This window comes from Nocardiopsis sp. RV163, from assembly GCF_001029525.1.
GTDB classification, from domain to species: Bacteria; Actinomycetota; Actinomycetes; order Streptosporangiales; family Streptosporangiaceae; genus Nocardiopsis; species Nocardiopsis dassonvillei.
This window is the reverse complement of the sequence record NZ_LEKI01000026.1, coordinates 1-16,184: the sequence shown is the minus strand read 5'-3', so window position 1 is coordinate 16,184 and position 16,184 is coordinate 1. Positions and strand designations below refer to the sequence as shown.

General features: G+C 71.6%; 14 protein-coding genes and 1 tRNA gene. 8 read left to right on the top strand and 7 right to left on the bottom strand.

Annotated features, from left to right (window positions below; genetic code table 11):
- Positions 1-193: 193 nt before the first annotated feature.
- Positions 194-1,516 (bottom strand): M20/M25/M40 family metallo-hydrolase, encoded by a 1,323-nt coding sequence (locus ABD54_RS07495; RefSeq protein WP_047868689.1) that lies wholly within the window; start codon positions 1,514-1,516, stop codon positions 194-196.
- Between the two features lie 144 nt (positions 1,517-1,660).
- Here ABD54_RS07495 and ABD54_RS07490 point away from each other — a divergent pair.
- Positions 1,661-1,745, top strand: a tRNA-Leu gene (locus ABD54_RS07490).
- 5 nt (positions 1,746-1,750) lie between these two features.
- Here ABD54_RS07490 and ABD54_RS07485 read toward each other — a convergent pair.
- The 3 genes from ABD54_RS07485 to ABD54_RS07475 all read right to left on the bottom strand — a co-directional run bounded on the left by ABD54_RS07485 (position 1,751) and on the right by ABD54_RS07475 (position 6,134).
- Entirely contained in the window at positions 1,751-2,254 is a 504-nt protein-coding gene (locus ABD54_RS07485; protein WP_152692017.1) for a hypothetical protein, read from the bottom strand.
- 240 nt (positions 2,255-2,494) lie between these two features.
- Entirely contained in the window at positions 2,495-3,346 is an 852-nt protein-coding gene (locus tag ABD54_RS07480) for an LLM class flavin-dependent oxidoreductase (RefSeq protein ID WP_047868687.1), read from the bottom strand.
- 100 nt (positions 3,347-3,446) lie between these two features.
- Positions 3,447-6,134, bottom strand: coding sequence for a BTAD domain-containing putative transcriptional regulator (locus ABD54_RS07475; RefSeq protein WP_200904065.1), 2,688 nt, complete (start codon positions 6,132-6,134; stop codon positions 3,447-3,449).
- A gap of 101 nt (positions 6,135-6,235) precedes the next feature.
- Between ABD54_RS07475 and ABD54_RS07470 the strand changes: the two genes are divergently transcribed.
- From ABD54_RS07470 to ABD54_RS07460, 3 genes are all read left to right on the top strand, one after another.
- Entirely contained in the window at positions 6,236-6,910 is a 675-nt protein-coding gene (locus ABD54_RS07470; RefSeq protein WP_047868686.1) for a hemerythrin domain-containing protein, read from the top strand.
- 87 nt (positions 6,911-6,997) lie between these two features.
- A complete protein-coding gene (locus ABD54_RS07465) occupies positions 6,998-7,972 on the top strand; it encodes a CPBP family intramembrane glutamic endopeptidase (protein WP_200904064.1) in 975 nt (324 codons plus the stop codon).
- Positions 7,973-8,270: 298 nt separating this feature from the next.
- Positions 8,271-8,975 (top strand): CPBP family intramembrane glutamic endopeptidase, encoded by a 705-nt coding sequence (locus ABD54_RS07460; RefSeq protein WP_047868685.1) that lies wholly within the window; start codon positions 8,271-8,273, stop codon positions 8,973-8,975.
- Here the strand turns inward: ABD54_RS07460 and ABD54_RS29480 are convergent.
- Positions 8,924-9,232 (bottom strand): DUF2637 domain-containing protein, encoded by a 309-nt coding sequence (locus ABD54_RS29480; protein ID WP_394324534.1) that lies wholly within the window; start codon positions 9,230-9,232, stop codon positions 8,924-8,926. The genes ABD54_RS07460 and ABD54_RS29480 overlap by 52 nt on opposite strands.
- Positions 9,233-9,481: 249 nt before the next feature.
- Complete coding sequence (locus ABD54_RS07455) at positions 9,482-11,026, bottom strand: trypsin-like serine protease (protein ID WP_047868684.1); 1,545 nt, start codon at positions 11,024-11,026, stop codon at positions 9,482-9,484.
- Positions 11,027-11,205: 179 nt separating this feature from the next.
- Between ABD54_RS07455 and ABD54_RS07450 the strand changes: the two genes are divergently transcribed.
- Positions 11,206-11,880: a response regulator transcription factor gene (locus ABD54_RS07450; RefSeq protein ID WP_047868683.1), complete on the top strand. Its 675-nt coding sequence runs from the start codon at positions 11,206-11,208 to the stop codon at positions 11,878-11,880.
- Positions 11,877-13,013 (top strand): HAMP domain-containing sensor histidine kinase, encoded by a 1,137-nt coding sequence (locus tag ABD54_RS07445; RefSeq protein WP_047868682.1) that lies wholly within the window; start codon positions 11,877-11,879, stop codon positions 13,011-13,013. The genes ABD54_RS07450 and ABD54_RS07445 overlap by 4 nt, the downstream gene beginning before the upstream one ends.
- Positions 13,014-13,062: 49 nt before the next feature.
- Here ABD54_RS07445 and ABD54_RS07440 read toward each other — a convergent pair whose 3' ends face one another.
- Complete coding sequence (locus ABD54_RS07440; RefSeq protein WP_394324533.1) at positions 13,063-13,668, bottom strand: cytochrome P450; 606 nt, start codon at positions 13,666-13,668, stop codon at positions 13,063-13,065.
- A gap of 402 nt (positions 13,669-14,070) precedes the next feature.
- On the opposite strand from ABD54_RS07440, the gene ABD54_RS07435 reads away from it, so the two are divergent.
- Complete coding sequence (locus ABD54_RS07435) at positions 14,071-15,030, top strand: sulfite exporter TauE/SafE family protein (protein WP_047868681.1); 960 nt, start codon at positions 14,071-14,073, stop codon at positions 15,028-15,030.
- Between the two features lie 210 nt (positions 15,031-15,240).
- Positions 15,241-16,184, top strand: a 944-nt coding sequence (locus ABD54_RS07430; RefSeq protein WP_047868680.1) for a LacI family DNA-binding transcriptional regulator, incomplete at its 3' end; no start/stop codon positions are given.

Here is a 16,184-nt window from a genome sequence, read left to right as displayed (position 1 = left end):
GGTCCCGTGCGGTGGTCCCGCCACGGTCGCACGCCGGTGTCGTTCCGCGCCCGCGAAGGCGGGCGGGGAGACGAGCACCGTCGAACTCACAGCAACACTAACATCACGTTCGGTGACTGAAAGCCGAATGGCGAACCGCGCCGAAAAAGTTCTCGGCGCGGTCCGGCTGAGGGACGGGGCAAAGCGCCCGGGGTCAGCTCAACCCGACGAAACGGTCCAGGACGCGGACCCCGAACCGGAGGCCCTCGAGCGGGACGCGCTCGTCCACCCCGTGGAACATGCCCGCGAAGTCCAGCTCCGGGGGCAGTTGGAGGGGGGCGAAACCGTAGTTGCGCACCCCCAGGCGCGAGAAGCTCTTGGCGTCCGTCCCCCCGGAGAGGCAGTAGGGGACGGCCTTGGCCCCGGGGTCCTCGGCCAGCAGCGACTCCGACATGGCGCTGACCAGGCCGCCGTCGAAGGAGGTCTCCACAGCGGGCAGGTGGTGGATGAACTCGCGGCTGACCTTGGGGCCCAGCAGCCGGTCGATCTCGGCGAAGTACGCGTCCTCGGTGCCCGGCAGGAAGCGGCCGTCCACCTGGGCGGTGGCCTCGCCCGGGATGACGTTGGCCTTGTAGCCGCCGCCCAGGACCGTGGGGTTGAGGGTGTTGCGCAGGGTGGCGCCGATCATGCGAGCGATGGGGCCCAGGCGGGCGACCGCGGCGTCCGCGTCCCGTTCGTCGAAGGGGATGCCGAACTCCTCGCAGATCTCCTCCAGGAAGGTCCGCACGGTCGGCGTGAGCTGGACGGGGAACCGGTGCTCACCCAGCCGGGCGACGGCCGCCGCCAGTTCGGTGACGGCGTTGTCGCTGTTGACCATCGAACCGTGCCCGGCGGTACCGCGCGCGGTCAGCTTCATCCAGGCGATGCCCTTCTCGGCGGTCTCGATGAGGTAGAGCCGCCGGTTCTCCTTGACCGTGAACGAGAAGCCGCCGACCTCGCTGATCGCCGAGTCGCAGTCGGCGAACAGGTCGGGGTGCTCGTCGACCAGGTACTGGGCTCCCCAGGTGCCCCCGGCCTCCTCGTCGGCGAGGAAGGCCAGCACGATGTCGCGCGGGGGACGGCGGCCCTCGCGCAGGCGCTGGCGCAGCATCGCCAGGACCATCGCGTTCATGTCCTTCATGTCGACCGCGCCGCGGCCCCACACGCAGTCGTCGGCGACCTCGCCCGCGAAGGGGTGGTGGGTCCAGTCCTCCGGGGCCGCCGGAACGACGTCGAGGTGGCCGTGGATGAGCAGCGGGGGACGGCTGGAGTCCTCCCCCGTGATCCGGGCGACGACGTTGCTGCGCCCCGGGTGCTTCTCGTAGATCCTCGACTCGACCCCGACCTCGTCGAGCTTGGCCGCCACGTACTCGGCCGCCTTGCGCTCCCCGGGTCCCGAGTGGTCGCCGTAGTTGGAGGTGTCGAACTCGATGAGCTCCCGGCACAGGTCGACCACCTCGACCTCGGCCGCGCTCAGTTCCCTGCCTGGCTCCGCCATCTGACGCTCCCGTCCAGCCGCACCTTGTCGCCCTACTGTTCCACCGACCCTGCCATGTCTTCCACCGGCGGAAAACATGGTTCGCGCGGTGTTCGACCTTTGCTATGGTTGACGTGTCCGGCGCGGGAGCGCCGAGCACACCCGGTCCGGGTGGCGGAATAGGTAGACGCGCTAGCTTGAGGTGCTAGTGGCCGTTAAGGCTGTGGGGGTTCAAGTCCCCCCTCGGACACAGAATCACCCCATAAAGGGGTGCGGGCCCGACCCAAGCGACTCGGTGAGAGCGCTCGGGGTCGGGCCTTCGTCGTTCTCGGCCCGTACGGGCTCCCACGTCACCGCGTCGCACAGGACCACCAGGTCGTGCCTACGCAGATGCCGAACGATGTCGAGCGGGCCGCTGTCGGGAAACCATGCCGTAAGCGCGGCCAGCGCCCGATCCTCCCGGACGTAGAGACTCTTCGCCCGCGTGGATCCGCGCGGGCGGGAACTGTTGTAGCCGTGGCGGCGCCGGTACCCCGGCCGGCCGTTGACCCGGTGCGCGTCCATCCGCCGACCGCAGGTTCGGCACACCAGCAACCCGGTGCCCAGCACGGGTCCTTCACAGGCTTCGACGAGCACTCGAACGCACACGTGGTGGAGTTCCTTCACCCGGGTTCGTCCGATCGTGCGCAAGGGGCCCTGCCCGTTGTTGCTACGCCCACCGATCGAGCCAAGGAGCTCGACGCCGGGGTCCTCGAACATGTACATCACCCTGCACGCCGAGCAACCAGGGAACCTACGCATTCCCTGGTGATCACGCCGTGGGACAGGCCATCACCCCGTTCGCCGCCAGAGACGTGGCCAAACCGATGATCAGCAGATTCCAGGACCCGAAGAGGTGCCTGTACACCCCCCGACTCCCGTAGCCCGGGGTGGTTGCTTTCACCGGTTCCAGGACCAGAGTGGTCACGCGTCGTGACGCTTGATTGATGTCGCTTCGAGTCAGAGGACTATGTCGGCCAGGCGGGCGACCTCGTCGAGGTCGTCGGTTCCGGGGCCCAGGATCAGTTCGTCGGCGCCCAGGGCCTCGAACCGCTTGACGGCGTCGCACAGTGATTCCGCGTCGGTGTGCACGTTGTCGACGACTATGTCCCGGTATTCGCCGGTGGCGGCGTAGTAATCGGCGATGTTGGCCCGACCGCGGTCGGGGTCGCCCAGCGAGAAGTAGTTGAGGGCGACCAGCCGAGGCTGTCCCGGCCGCCCGGCCGCCCGCCACGCGGCACGGGCAGCGTCGAAAGCGCTGGACGCCAGGGCCGCCGGCACTGATCCGGCTATGTAGCCGTCCGACGACTCGGCCATCCGGCGGTAGGCGGTCGGGGTAGTGGCGCCGAACAGCAGCGGCACCTGCCGTCCTCCGGCCGGAACCGCCGGATTCGGGCTTCCCGAAAGGGGTTCGCCGGCCCAGACCGACCGATAGGTCGCCAGGTCGCGGTCCATCCGGGCGCCCCGGCCCCGGGGTCCGTGCCCGGGCACGACGAAGTCGTCCTCGCGGATGCCCACCCCGATGCCGAGGGTGAGCCGACCGCCGGAGACTCCGTCGATCGACGCCACCTCCTTGGCCAACAGCGCGCCCGGCCAGGTGGTCGCCAGCAGTACCTGGCTGATCAGCCCGATCGTGCTGGTGGCCCCGGCGGCCGCGGCCAGGGCGACGGTGTCCATCACGCCCGGATAGGCGACTCGGCCCGTGGTGCCCAGGGTGGCGAAGCCCGCTTCCTCCGCTCGGCGGGCCCAGGCGGGAATCACTGGGGCGCGGACGTCGCGGACCTGGTTGGGCAGACCGATGCCGATGCGCATGAGACCGTCCTTAGCTGGTACGGGTGTCGACGTTGCACGGGCCGTGGACCGGCCCGCTCCGTGATCCTGGACAGACACCCATACACCCGGGTTGCAACCGTCAGACAGCGCGCACCGTGGCGTTCAGGACGGCGACGGCGTCGTCGAGCGTCGGCGGCTGTGGGGGAGGGGCGCCTTCGTACCAGCCGTGCGGTACGACCGACCGGAGGTAGGTGCCGGTCGGCCGGATGCCGCTGCGCGCTTGGTGGAAATGGACGACGTCGCGGAGCAGCGCGGCGCCGGCCGTATCGCCGAGCGCGTCCAAGGCCAGGGCCCCGTTGTGCAGCACGGCCAGCTGATTGCTCAGGTCACCTTCGTCGAGGAAGCGCCGCAGCGAGGTCCGCAGCAGGGGCAGCGCTTCGCCGTCCCCCGCGTCGACCAGGGTCTGGGCCAGCATCAGCTCGCTGAGCGCGGCCGTCCAGACCAGCCCGGAGGCGTCGGCCAGGCGTACGGCGTCCCGCAGCCGGTGCTGGCCGTCGGCGATCCGACCGGCCATGACGAGAGCGGCGCCCCACGCCATTGAGGTGGCCGCGATCAGCCAGGTGGTCTGCGTCTCGGTGGCGATGGCGTGCGCCTCGGCCGACGCGGCCAGCGCGATCTCCGGGTCGCCTCCCGGTAGCTGGACCAGAGCCTGGTAGTAGCGAACCTCGGCGAGCAGGCTGCGATGCCCCGGTTCCGAGCCGACCGCCAGGAGCGCCTCGGACAGCATGCGCCGTGCCGTGGTGACGTCGCCGATGAAGTAGAACAGTCCGGCCGACGAGGCCTTGGCCCGCACGGAGTCACCGAGCGGGGCGTCCGGCGCGGCGGCCATGGCTGCGGCCAGCATCCTGTTGCCCTCGTCGAGCAGGCCGCTGCGGATCCAGAACCACATGAGCCGCGCGGCCGTACGCAATGCCTCGACCGGGGCACGGGTCAGGTCGTGCGCCAGCCCCGCGCGCAGGTTCGGCAACTCCAGACGCAGCGCCGCCATCGTGCTCGCTGACCGCACGCCCTGCAGATCGCCCGCGGCCCGGGCGACCAGCCCGCGCACCCAGACCGCATGGGCGGCCCGGGTCGCCGCCGGATCCGGGTCCACGGACCGGCAGTACGCCCGGATCGTCTCCAGCATCCGGTAGCGCGCCGTGCTGCCGCCGGTCTCGGAGGTGACCACGGACTGGTCGACCAGCGAGACGAGAGCGTCGAGCCTGGCGGCAGCGGAGGCCGCGGCCCCCACGGGAAAACCACCCTCGTAGGGCCAGAGCCGCACCGCGAGATCACGCTCGTCGTCGGAGAGAAGAGCGAAACTCCAGGCGACGGCCTCCTGCAACGTCGCGTGCGAGGTCATCGTGCCGTGCGGAATCCGGCCCAGCACGGTGAAACGGTCGTTCAGATGCTCGATCAGCCCCCGTACACCGAAGGTCCGCACCCGCGCAGCCCCCAGCTCCAGGGCCAGCGGCAGACGGTCCAGCGCGTCGGCGAGGCGGCGCAGGTCACGGCGGTCGGCGTCCTGCTCGACCCAGCCGGGCCGGCCCGCGCGGATGCGATCGGCCAGCAGCGCCACGGCGTCGTCCGCGGCCAGCGGCCCGAGCGGGAGATTGTGCTCGCCGTCGACGCCGAGCGGTCCGCGGCTGGTGGCCACCACCCGCAACGCGGGAATGCGGTCGAGCAGGTCGATGACGAGTCGGGCCACCTCGCCGACGAGGTGCTCGCAGTTGTCGAGCACCAAGGGCTTTCCGCGCAGACGCAGTCGCTTGACGAGTACCTCGTACGGGTCCCCGGCGAACCCGGTGACGTCGACCGCCGCGGCGATCGCCGAGACCAGGTGGGCGGGGTCGGCCACATCGGCGAGCCGGACGACGGCGTCCCGCCCCGCCCATTCCACGGCCAGGCGGGTCTTGCCCGACCCGGCGGGCCCGACGACGGTGACGAGCCGGTGCATGCGGACGAGGCGGTCCAGCATGGCCAGATCGGCCTCACGGCCGATGAACGACGACAGCGGCCGGTCACCGGGCGTCGCGGCCCCGGCACCGGCGGCCGCCAGAGCCGGGTCCTGTGACAGGATGCGGTCTTCGAGCCGCCGCAACTCCGGTCCGGGGTCGACACCCAGTTCCTCGGCCAGCAGGGTCCGCACCCGGCGCACCGCGTTCAGGGCGTCGGCCTGGCGTCCCGAACGGTAGAGCGCCAGTGCCAGTAACTGCCATCGGCGTTCGCGGTACGGCTCGGCGTGCACCAGCAGCTCGAGCCTGGCCGTCGCACCGACGTGGTCTCCGGCGGCCAGCAGCGCCGCAGCGCCCTCCTCCTGGGCGCTGTCGCGCTGTTCCACCAGGGCGGCACGGATCGAGGCCGTCGACTCGTCGTCGGCCAGGTCCTCGTACGGTGTCCCGCGCCACAACCGCAGCGCCGTGTCGAAGGCCTCGTGCGCATCGGCGTGGCGGCCGCCGGCCGCCAGCGCGCGGGCGCGGACGAGGTGGCCGCGAAACCGTTCGACGTCGGTGTCGGCGGCGAGAAGCCGATAGCCACCGGGGGACCGCTGCAACGCCGTGCCCGGCAGCACCCGGCGCAGGCGGGAGACGTACACCTGCAGGGCGCCCGCCGGATTGCGTGGCTGGCGGTCACCCCACAGTCCTTCGGCCAGGCGGTCATCCCAGACCGGCCGCCCTTCCGCGGCGATCAGGATCGCCAGCAGCCTGCGGGGCAGCCGGCCCCCGACGTGGACCGGCTGATCTCCCGCGCGAACCTCGAACGGACCCAGCACCGAGAATGTCAGCACCGCACCATGTAAGCCCATGCCGCCGACGGCGGCAAACGGCGCGGCGGCCGCCGTATTCGCGTTGTAGGCGGCTTGAAAGGCACGGCCTCGAAGCTGCTCCCATGCACAACGAGAAGATGGCCGACAGCCGCGACATGATCGGCGCGCACGACGCGATGCGGCGGCAGTTCGGCGCTATGCCCGCCCTGGTCGCGGGCGTCGCGCCGGGTGACGCGGTCAGCGCCGACGTCGTCGCCGACCACGTCCTGATGATGGTCGACTTCCTGCACGCCCACCACACCAGCGAGGACGACCATGTGTGGCCCCGGCTGCGGGAGCGCTGCCCCGCCGACGTCGAGCCCCTCGTCGAGACGATGGACCGGCAGCACGCCTTCATCGACGGCGAGTTGGAGGCGCTCGCCGCGGGCAGTCGGCGTTGGCGGGCCTCCGCCGACGCCGCCGACCGGGATGCTGTCGCCGCCGTCGCGGAGCGTCTGTTGCCGGCGCTGTACGAGCATCTGGCGCTGGAGGAGGAGCGGATCCTGCCGCTCATCGATCGCTGCCTGACCGAACGAGAGTGGAAGGCGACCGTCGAGGCGTCCTTCGGCAAGGTGACCTTCGTTCGACGTCTGCTGATGCTGGGCATGGCCCTGCACGGGGCGAGCGAGGAGCAGGCCCAGCTCCTGCGCGCCGCCGTCCCCGCGGTCGTCTGGCACGCCGGTCGCCCGATCGGGACCCGTCTCTATCGCGCCCACCGTGAGCGCCTGTCCTCCGCGAGCCGGGGGCCAGATCTCTGATCGTCGACCACCCGCACACGCGCGAGCTGCGTGGCTCAGGGTTCCTGCTCCGGCCAGTTCCCCAACCACCGACGCAAAGGAAAAATCGTGGCCTTCGCCGAAGGAAAAGAATCTCATTTCGTGGAAGCGGCCCGAGGAGGTGGGCATCGGTGGTGGCGGTACCTGGTGGGGTTGGCGGTCATCATCTCCTTCTATGTGGTCGGCGCCGGGGCCGCCACCATGCTCATCGCGTCGGCCGTCGGCGGCCGGGGGGAGGAGGTGGGGATCTTCTTGAGTCAGGGGGACCTCTCCGCACTCGGCCCCGTGAGCGAATTCGCGGCGCTCATGCTGAGCAATGTGTTCTTTCTGGCCGGAATCCTCGTCACGGTCACCCTTATTCACCGCCGCCACCCCCGTAAGCTCGTCACGGCGAGGGAAAAAGTCAACTGGCGTCGCATTGGCCACGGTTTCGCAGCGATGTTCGTGCCGTGGTCCCTGATACTCGTACTCGGGCAGTATCTCCTCTATCCCGAGACCCTCGTCTTCACCTCCGACCCTGCAACGTTCGCGCTCTTCGTGCCCGTGGCACTGGTGCTCATCGCGATTCAGACCACCACCGAGGAACTGTTCTGCCGGGGCTACCTGGTACAGGCCACCAGCCTCATCTGGGCCAACCGTGTCTTCTTGGCGCTCGTGCCGGCCGTGGTATTCGCCCTGCTGCACCTCGGCAACCCGGAAGCAGAAGCAGGCGGTTGGCTCACGATGGTCCTCTTCTATTTCCTGGGCCCGGGTCTGGTATGGACGATCGTCTCGTTGGTGGACGGGACCACTGAGCTCGCCATCGGCGCACACTTCGCCTTCAACGCCGTCTACTTTGTCGTGGTCAACCCGACCGGAGGAGTCATAACCACTCCGGCCCTTTTCACGATCAGCGAGTACCACGCGACTTTCTACGCGCTATCGGCAGTTTCGGTGATCCCGGTCTTCCTGGCGATCTCCTACGTGGTGTTCAGGAGAGAGCCTCGCCGAATCGGTTCCCGAAGCAGCGGGAACGGTCGGATCGATCATCCCATCGATGTCTGAACCTTCCGGTGGCCCACGGCCCCGGCGTTGTTGTGTGATGGCTGGTTGCGAGTCCGCGGTGGTCCACCCGTTGTGTTCGGAAAGGTCAGAGAGTACGGCTCGGACGTATCCGGTGGCGGTTGTCCATGGCTGGGTGCGTGCGAAGCACACTCGTGAAATTGACACCGCCACCTCCCTCACCATCAGTGCGAAACAGAATATCCACCGACCGAAGAGGCAAGAGGGCACAACCGCTCTGCTCTCGTCAACTGGGTGACGGCCCGAACCACGAAGCCGCCCCTGGAAAGGATCCCGCCCGATGACTTCCCCCTCCACCGCACAGAGGATGGACCCCACCAAGCCACGCCCCGGATGGGTCGAGCTGAGCGTGGGGTTGGCGATCATGGCACTCATCGCGTTCGTGCTCGCACCCCAACTGGGCCGTCTGGGCATGAGCGACCCCACCGCCGGCATCGTCGGCGGCGTGGTCAGTGGCGGGGGCGGACTCCTCGCCTTCGCCGCGGCCGCGCTGGTGCGCCGGCGCTCATGGGAGGCCTTCGGGGTGCGGCGCACCACCGTGCGCTGGCTGCTGATCGGTCTGGCCGCAGGGCTCGTCGCGTTCGCGGCCAGGGTCGTGGCCGTGTACCTGGTCACCCTCATCATCGACGTGGAAACCGACACCCAGGCCAGCTACGCCGCCGGGGCCGGAGCCGGACTGGTGTCGCTGGCGCTGATGATGCTGACCTTGGCAGTGCTCACCCCTATCGGGGAGGAGTTCTTGTTCCGCGGGGTGGTGACCTCCGCGCTTTTGCGCTATGGCGCCCTGGTCGGCGTTGTCGGCAGCGCGGTGGTGTTCGCGCTCATGCACGGCATCAACGAAGTCCTTCCCGCGGCCGTGATCGTCGGGTTGATCGCTGGCGAGCTCTACCGGCGCAGCGGATCCATCTGGCCCGGGGTCCTCATGCACGCGCTCTACAACGCCATCACTCTCGCGCTTCTGGCCCTGGCTGCCTCGGCGACCTGACGAGCAGCACCGAGCCACGTCCGGGAACACCGTCCGATGGGCGTCCTGGCTGAAGTAGGCGGTGGAGTGGCCTCAGCCCCACCGAGACCGCCCTTACGGCCGCTGCGAGCGTCGCTGAGCAGCGTCATGGAGGAGGCGACGATCACACCGTCGACCGGGAGCGGGAACAGGGCCGCGCGCCACTCGGGCTCACCGTGGCGCAGAGCGAGTTCGTACATGTGCGAGCAGGAGACGACGGCCGCGATCACAGCCAGCATCAGCACGGCGGCGATAGTCGTCCAGCGGGCCCAGCGGGAAGAACCCATCCCAGCCCGCCGCCCGTCCAACGACAGGTCCGCACTCAGGACCAGCGGGCTCGGGCCCTGTGGGGGGAAGGTTCGACTCCCCCTCGGACACAAACGAAGGCCCTGCTCGCAGGGCCTTTTCTCTTGCCCGGGCCACGGTGCGGACGGGGCGGGGCCGCGCGCGGGCTGCGCGTCGCGGCCCCGTCCGGGGTCTCGGGGCGGTCAGGCCGACGCGGCGCCGGTGAGGGAGCAGCCCCGGCGTGACAGGTCCAGTTCCGAACGGTCCGTCAGGCAGGCCGGAACCGTGTGGACCTGCTGGCCGTAACCGCGTCCCTGTTCGAAGGTCACGTTCCCGTCCGCGTCCACCTCGCAGGGGTTGTCGTCGGTGCACTCCCCTCCGTCCCTGTTGTGGGTGTTGTGAACGCCCACGACGGTGGAGCCGTCGGCGGCCAACAGCACCGAACCGGACATGCCGGGGTAGGGGAGGCACCCCTCTCCGGAGGCGTAGCGGATCGGGTCGTCCTGCTGGTAGCCGCCCTCGCGCAGGTGCGCGGGCACGGCCTCGGCGGAGCAGTCCGACCGGGTGCCGGTAGAGACCATGGTCACCTCGTCGCCGGAGCGCACGGGGGCGGTCCCGAGTTCGAAGACCTTCGCCCCCCGGGCGTCCAACTGCTCGTAGGTCAGGTCCAGGCGGTAGAGCGCGACGTCGGTCCCGGTCATCGTCGCGTACACCAGACGCTCGGCCCGGGCGGTGACCAGCGGGTAGCCCCGGGAATCGGCCACGGGCACCTCCAGGTCGGCGGGCCGGTCCACGAGGGCCTCCCCAGGCGCCGGCCGGTCCCCCTGTACGCAGTGGCCGTTGGTCAGCATCAGCGCCGGCGCGTCCGGCTCCGAGGTCGGGGTGCGCACCACCGAGCCCACGCAGCCCTGGAGGCCCACCATGCCCGCCACGTCCGGGATCTCGTCGTCCGGGGGCACGTCGGCGCCGGAGACGACGCCGTCGATCCACCCGGTGTGCCGGGTGGCGTCGGTGAACAGCGTGGGCGCCCCGTCCCCGCTGGGACCGCTGACCACCCCGGCCAGCGCCCACTCGCCGTCCTCGCGGACCAGCGCGGGGCCGCCCGAGTCCATGTTGGCCGCGGCCACGCTCCCGTCCCTGCTGCCGACGCACAACTCGCCCTCGACCGCCTGGCCGAGGCACGCCGAGGGCGGCTGCGCCACGGTGTCGGCCTCCCGCAACCGTGTCGGGAAGCAGTCGGGGTTCCCGCTGTCGTCGCACGTCATGCCCCAGCCCATGATCCGCACCGGTGTCCCGGGCGGCGGCGAGGCCGAGGCGATGGGCAACGGTTGGGCCTCGACGGGGTGCTCCAGGTGCATCAGCGCGAGGTCCCTGCCCCAGAAACCCCCTTCGTCCCTGTTCGTGGCCAGCCGGTAGTAGTGGTCCACCTCGGCCACCTCGCCCCCGGAGTCGGAGTCCGGCGAACCGACGCGGACGCTCCAGCCCCGCGGAACGCCCGTCTGAGCGTTGGTCGGGTTCTTTCCCGCGCAGTGGCTGGCGGTGAGCACCCACTGGGGCGCCAGGACGACGACCCCGCAGCCGTGGCCGTCCGGGCGCGGCGGCGCGGGGTAGTCCGGCTGGAACGAGCCCATGAACCCGTACGACTGTGTTGAAGGTCTGCCGCCCACGACGGCGTGCGCCGGGGCCGTGGTGACCGCGGTCGCGGTCACCGCAAGGACGAGAGCGGCAAGGAGAGTACGACTTCGCATGCGCCCGACCGTAGGAGGCCGGTTGTTGCGCGGATGTGTGGTCCCCGCGCCCGGCGCCCAACGTTTTCGCAACGGGCCCCCGCCTATGCTGAACGGCCACGGAGCCGGGTCGCGCGGACGCCGGCGCCGTCGGCGGGGCGTGCCGGGGCGCGGCAGCGATCGGAGCGGGAGGGGACACCATGCGTGTGCTGATCGTCGAGGACGAGGTCTTCATGGCCGAGGCGCTCCAGGCGGGGCTGCGCCAGGAGGCCATCGCCGCCGACATCGCCCTCGACGGCGACCGGGCGTTGGAGCGCGCCTCGGTCAACGACTACGACGCGATCGTCCTCGACCGGGACATCCCGGGGGTCCACGGTGACGACGTGTGCGCGGCGGTGGTGCGCGACCATCCCGGGACCAGGGTCCTGATGCTCACCGCCGCGACCCGGCTGCGGGACAAGGTGGGCGGGTTCGCGCTGGGCGCCGACGACTACCTCACCAAGCCCTTCGCGCTGGAGGAACTGGTCGTGCGCCTGCGCGCACTCGCCAGGAGGCCCTCCTCCTCCGTTCCGCCGGTCCTGGAATGGGGCGGTCTGCGCCTGGACCCGTACCGCCGGGAGGCCGAACGGGACGGGCGCCGGCTGAGGCTGCCCCGCAAACAGTTCGCCGTCCTGGAGCTGCTCATCAGGGCGGGAGGGGGCGTGGTCAGCTCCGAGACGCTGCTGGAGAAGGTCTGGGACGAGAACGCCGATCCGTTCACCAGCGCGCCCCGGGTGACGGTGTCGCAGCTGCGCAGGTCCCTGGGCAGGCCGGACCCCATCGTCACCGTCCCCGGGGCCGGTTACCGTCTCGCCGATCCCGGGGAGGCGCGGTGAACGCACACGTCCCCGGCCCGTCGGGGAGCAGGGGAAGCGCACGCCTTCGCCTGGCCCTGAGCTACGCCGGGTTCCTCGTGGCGGCGGGCCTGGCGGTGATGGCCGGGGTCTACGTGGTCCTGCGATACGTCCCCGACTACCCGCTCACGGCGGCCAACCCGCGCGACTCCGGCGGCCCGGTCGTCCCCACCCGAGGGCAGATCCTCGACGCCGTCATCGTGGTCTCCGGGGTCGTCTTGGTGGTGTTGGCCGTGATCGGGCTCGTCGGGGGGTGGTTCCTCGCCGGATGGGTGCTGCGCCCCCTGCACAGGATCAACGAGGCCGTGCGCATCGCCGCCTCGGGGCGGCTGGAGCACCGCATCCGGCTGTACGAGCGCGACGACGAGTTCCGGCAGCTCGCCGACGCCTTCGACCACATGCTCGACCGCCTGGAGAACGCCTTCGAGACCCAGGAGCGCTTCGCCGCCAACGCCTCCCACGAGCTGCGGACCCCGCTGGCCGTGACGGCCACCCTCCTGGACGTGGCCCGACGCGACCCGGAGGGGCAGGACGTCCCGCGCCTGGTCGAACGGCTCAGTGTCACCAACGCCCGGGCGGTCGAGCTCACCGAGGCCCTCCTGCGGCTGGCCGACGCGAACGCCGTGACCGCCGTCTCCGCGCCGGTCGACCTGGCCGACATCGTCCGCGGCGTCGTGGCCGAGAACTCGGCGGAGGCCGAGCGCCGCGGAGTGCGGCTGTACCTGGCGTCGGCTCCGGCTCCGACGCTCGGCGACCCCGCGCTGCTCACCCAGCTCACGCAGAACCTGGTGCAGAACGCGCTGCGCCACAACTCGGGGCGGGGCGGGACGGCTTCGGTCGGCACCGGCCGCTCCCCCGGCGCCGGAGCCGTCCTGCGGGTCGACAACACCGGTCCGCACCACACGCCCGAGACGGTGGCCCGACTGCACGAACCCTTCCTGCGCGGACGGGGCAGGTTCGGGCCCGACTCGGGTCACGGTCTGGGGCTGGCCCTGGTCGCGCGGGTGGTCGAGGTCCACGGCGGCGCGCTGGACCTGCGTCCGCGCGCGGGCGGGGGGCTGACCGTGACGGTCACGCTCCCCCGCCTGAGCGGTCACCCCACGCCGTCACCGTAGGCGTGTCCCAGGTGACCGGGAGGTTCTTCAGCCCGTGCAGGTCCGCGGTCTAGCCCGTGAAGGTCCGCGGTCTCCGGGCGCGGTCCGGCCTCGACCTGCTCGGCGGGCCCTGCCAGCCGCAACGTGGGGTATCGGTCGAACAGCGCGGGCAGCGCGACCCGCATCTCGACGCGGGCCTGCTCTGGCACGGGCACTGGTGGATGCCGCGGACGAAGGCCGGGTGCCCGCCCTCGCGCCCGTCGGCGTCGAGGACGCGGGGGTCGGTGAAGCGCTCGGGATCGCGGTCGATGGTGTTGAGCGACAGGATGACCGTCGTACCCGCCTCGACGGTCCGGCCGCCCAGCTCGACGTTCTCCAGCGCCGTCCCCATGAACGTCCTGGCCGCGCTCGGGTACCGCAGCAGCTCCTCCGCGGCACTGTCGGCGAGCGCGAGGGCGGCGCGCAGGGCGGCCAGCCGCTCCGGGTCGCGCAGCAGGGCGAAGGCGTCCAGCGCCGGGGTGTTCGCGGCGGTGTCGAACCCGGCCGCCGACAGGACCGGGCTGACGCCCTTCAACTCCTCGTCGGCCAGATCCCCGCCGGTGAGTTCGCTGAGCACGTCGTGGGTGGGGTTCGCGCGCTCGGCGGTGATGTCGGCCATGCCCTTGCGCCCGATCACGCGGCCCGGGCCCGGGGCCCGGGGCCCCTCACCTGGAGGCGGCCCCCGGCGTACTCGACCTCGGCCCGTTCGGGGGCCCGCACGTCGCTCTCCTTGGCGGCGTCGCGCGGGTGGACCTCGACGGTGGTCTCGGTGCGGTCTCCGGCGCTGGTCTGGAGGGTTCCGGCGACCGGGGTGCCGCCGGCGGTGACGGGTTCGGGATACCGAGAGCCGGCATGGCCGCAAACCCCCGCGACCCTCCGGCGGCATACTTGGCCACTATTCCTACCAACATGGTAGCTTTACTTCCGTCGCCACAACGGCAACCGGTCCGGCGCCCGCGGCGGACCGGGCGCCGCGTCCGGGCCGGACACCGCGCCGACCTCCACCGCCCCGCGTATCCCTCCCGACCGGAAGGCCCACATGCGCACTCTCGTCCTCCTCGCCGTCGCGGGATTCTTCGCCCAACTCGTCGACGGCAGCCTCGGCATGGCCTACGGCGTCACCTCCACCACCCTGCTCCTGCTCTTCGGCACCAACCCGGCCGCGGCCTCGGCCACGGTCCACCTCGCCGAGATCGGCACCACGCTGGCCTCGGGCGTCTCGCACTGGAAGCTGGGCAACGTCGACTGGAAGGTCGTCCGGCGCATCGCCCTGCCCGGCGCGATCGGCTCGTTCGCCGGAGCGACCTTCCTGAGCTGGCTGTCCACCGAGGCCGCCGCGCCGATCATGTCCGGCATCCTGCTCGCGCTCGGCCTCTACATCCTCATCCGCTTCACCGCGTGGGGAACGCCGACCCGGAACCTGGACAAGCCCCTGCGCAGGCGCTTCCTGACCCCGCTCGGCCTGGTGGGCGGGTTCGTCGACGCCACCGGAGGCGGCGGCTGGGGCCCGGTCGGCACCCCCGCCCTGCTGGCCAGCGGGCGCATGGAGCCGCGCAAGGTCGTCGGCACCATCGACACCAGCGAGTTCATCGTCGCCCTCGCGGCCAGCCTCGGCTTCCTCGTCGGTCTGGGCGCGGCCGGGATCAACGTCGGCTGGGTGCTCGCGCTGCTGATCAGCGGCATCGTCGCGGCGCCGGTCGCCGCCTGGATCGTGCGCTACATCCCGCCCCGCATCCTCGGTTCGCTGGTCGGCGGGCTGATCGTGCTGACCAACACCCGGACGCTGCTCGGCACCGAGTTGCTGGCCCTTCCCCCGGCGGTCCAGACGGCCGTCCACGTGCTCGTGTGGGCGGCGTGGATCGGCGCCGTGGTCTGGTCGCTGCGCGCCCACCTGGTCGAGCGCCGCACCGCCCCCGCCGCACCGGAGGAGGGCGCGGAACCGACTGCGCGGAGCGGCGCCGAGCAGGAGAGGGAGCGCTCCTCCGACACCGCCTCCTGAGGGGAGCCCCGGCGCGGGGCGCCGCCGGTCCGGCGCGCGGCGGGCCGGGGCGGCCCGTCCCCCGGACTCCGCGGGGGAACCTCCCATGAGGGGGTTGTCACACAGGAGTGTGGTTCCTACCATGGTGCCCGTTCATCGAATCGATTCGACGACCGCGCACGGCAGCTTGTCGAATCGTTTCGACAACGGTGTGGGGGGAGGGAGTCCGTGATGGTGACCATCAAGGACGTCGCCGCGGCGGCGGGCGTGGCCCCGAGCACGGTGTCCTACGTGCTCAGCGGCTCCCGCAGCGTCTCCGAACGGACCCGGTCCGCCGTGCGGAGGGCCGTCGACGAACTCGGCTACCACCCCAACGCGGGCGCGCGCTCCCTGCGCAGCGCCCGCACCCGCGTGATCGCGCTGGCCCTGCCGCTGGCCTCGTCCGGCTACCTGCCGGTCGGCGGGCGGTTCATGCACGGACTGAGCCGCGCCGCCGGGGAGCTGGGCTACGACCTGCTGCTCCTGACCGTGCGCGACGACGACGCCGGGGCGCACGGGCTGGAGCGCGCCGCGCGCAGCAGGCTCGCCGACGTCGCGGTGATCATGGGCGTGGAGATGGAGGACCCCCGCATCGGCGCGATGGACGCGCTGGGGTTCCCCGTGGTGGTCCTCGGCCGCCCCTCCGACGAGGACGCCGCGCCCTGGGCCGACCTCGACTGGGAGGAGGCCGCGGTCGCCTCGCTGCGCCTGCTGCACGGGGCCGGGCACCGCGACCTGTGCTTCGTCTCGACGGTGGAGGAGGACATCGCCTCGGGCCGCAGCTACTCCGTGCGCGGTCTGCGCGGGGCCGATCGCGCCGCCGCCGAACTCGGCGTCCCCGTGCGCGTCCTGCCCTCGGCGAAGGACCCCGCGGAGCTGCACCGGCGGCTGGACTCGCTCCTCGACGGGGAGCGCCCGCCCACGGCGCTCGCCCTCCAGCACCCCGCCGCCGTGCCCGGCGTCCTGCGCCACCTCGCCGCGCGCGGCGCCGACGTGCCGGGGGACGTCTCCCTGGTGGCCGTCGGCAGCTTCCCCGAGGACCTCGCGGGACTGGACGTGACCCGGATCGAGCTGCCCGTCGAGCGGATGTCGGCCGCCGTGACCCGGCTGGCCGCCGAGGCCGCGCGCGGCAGCCC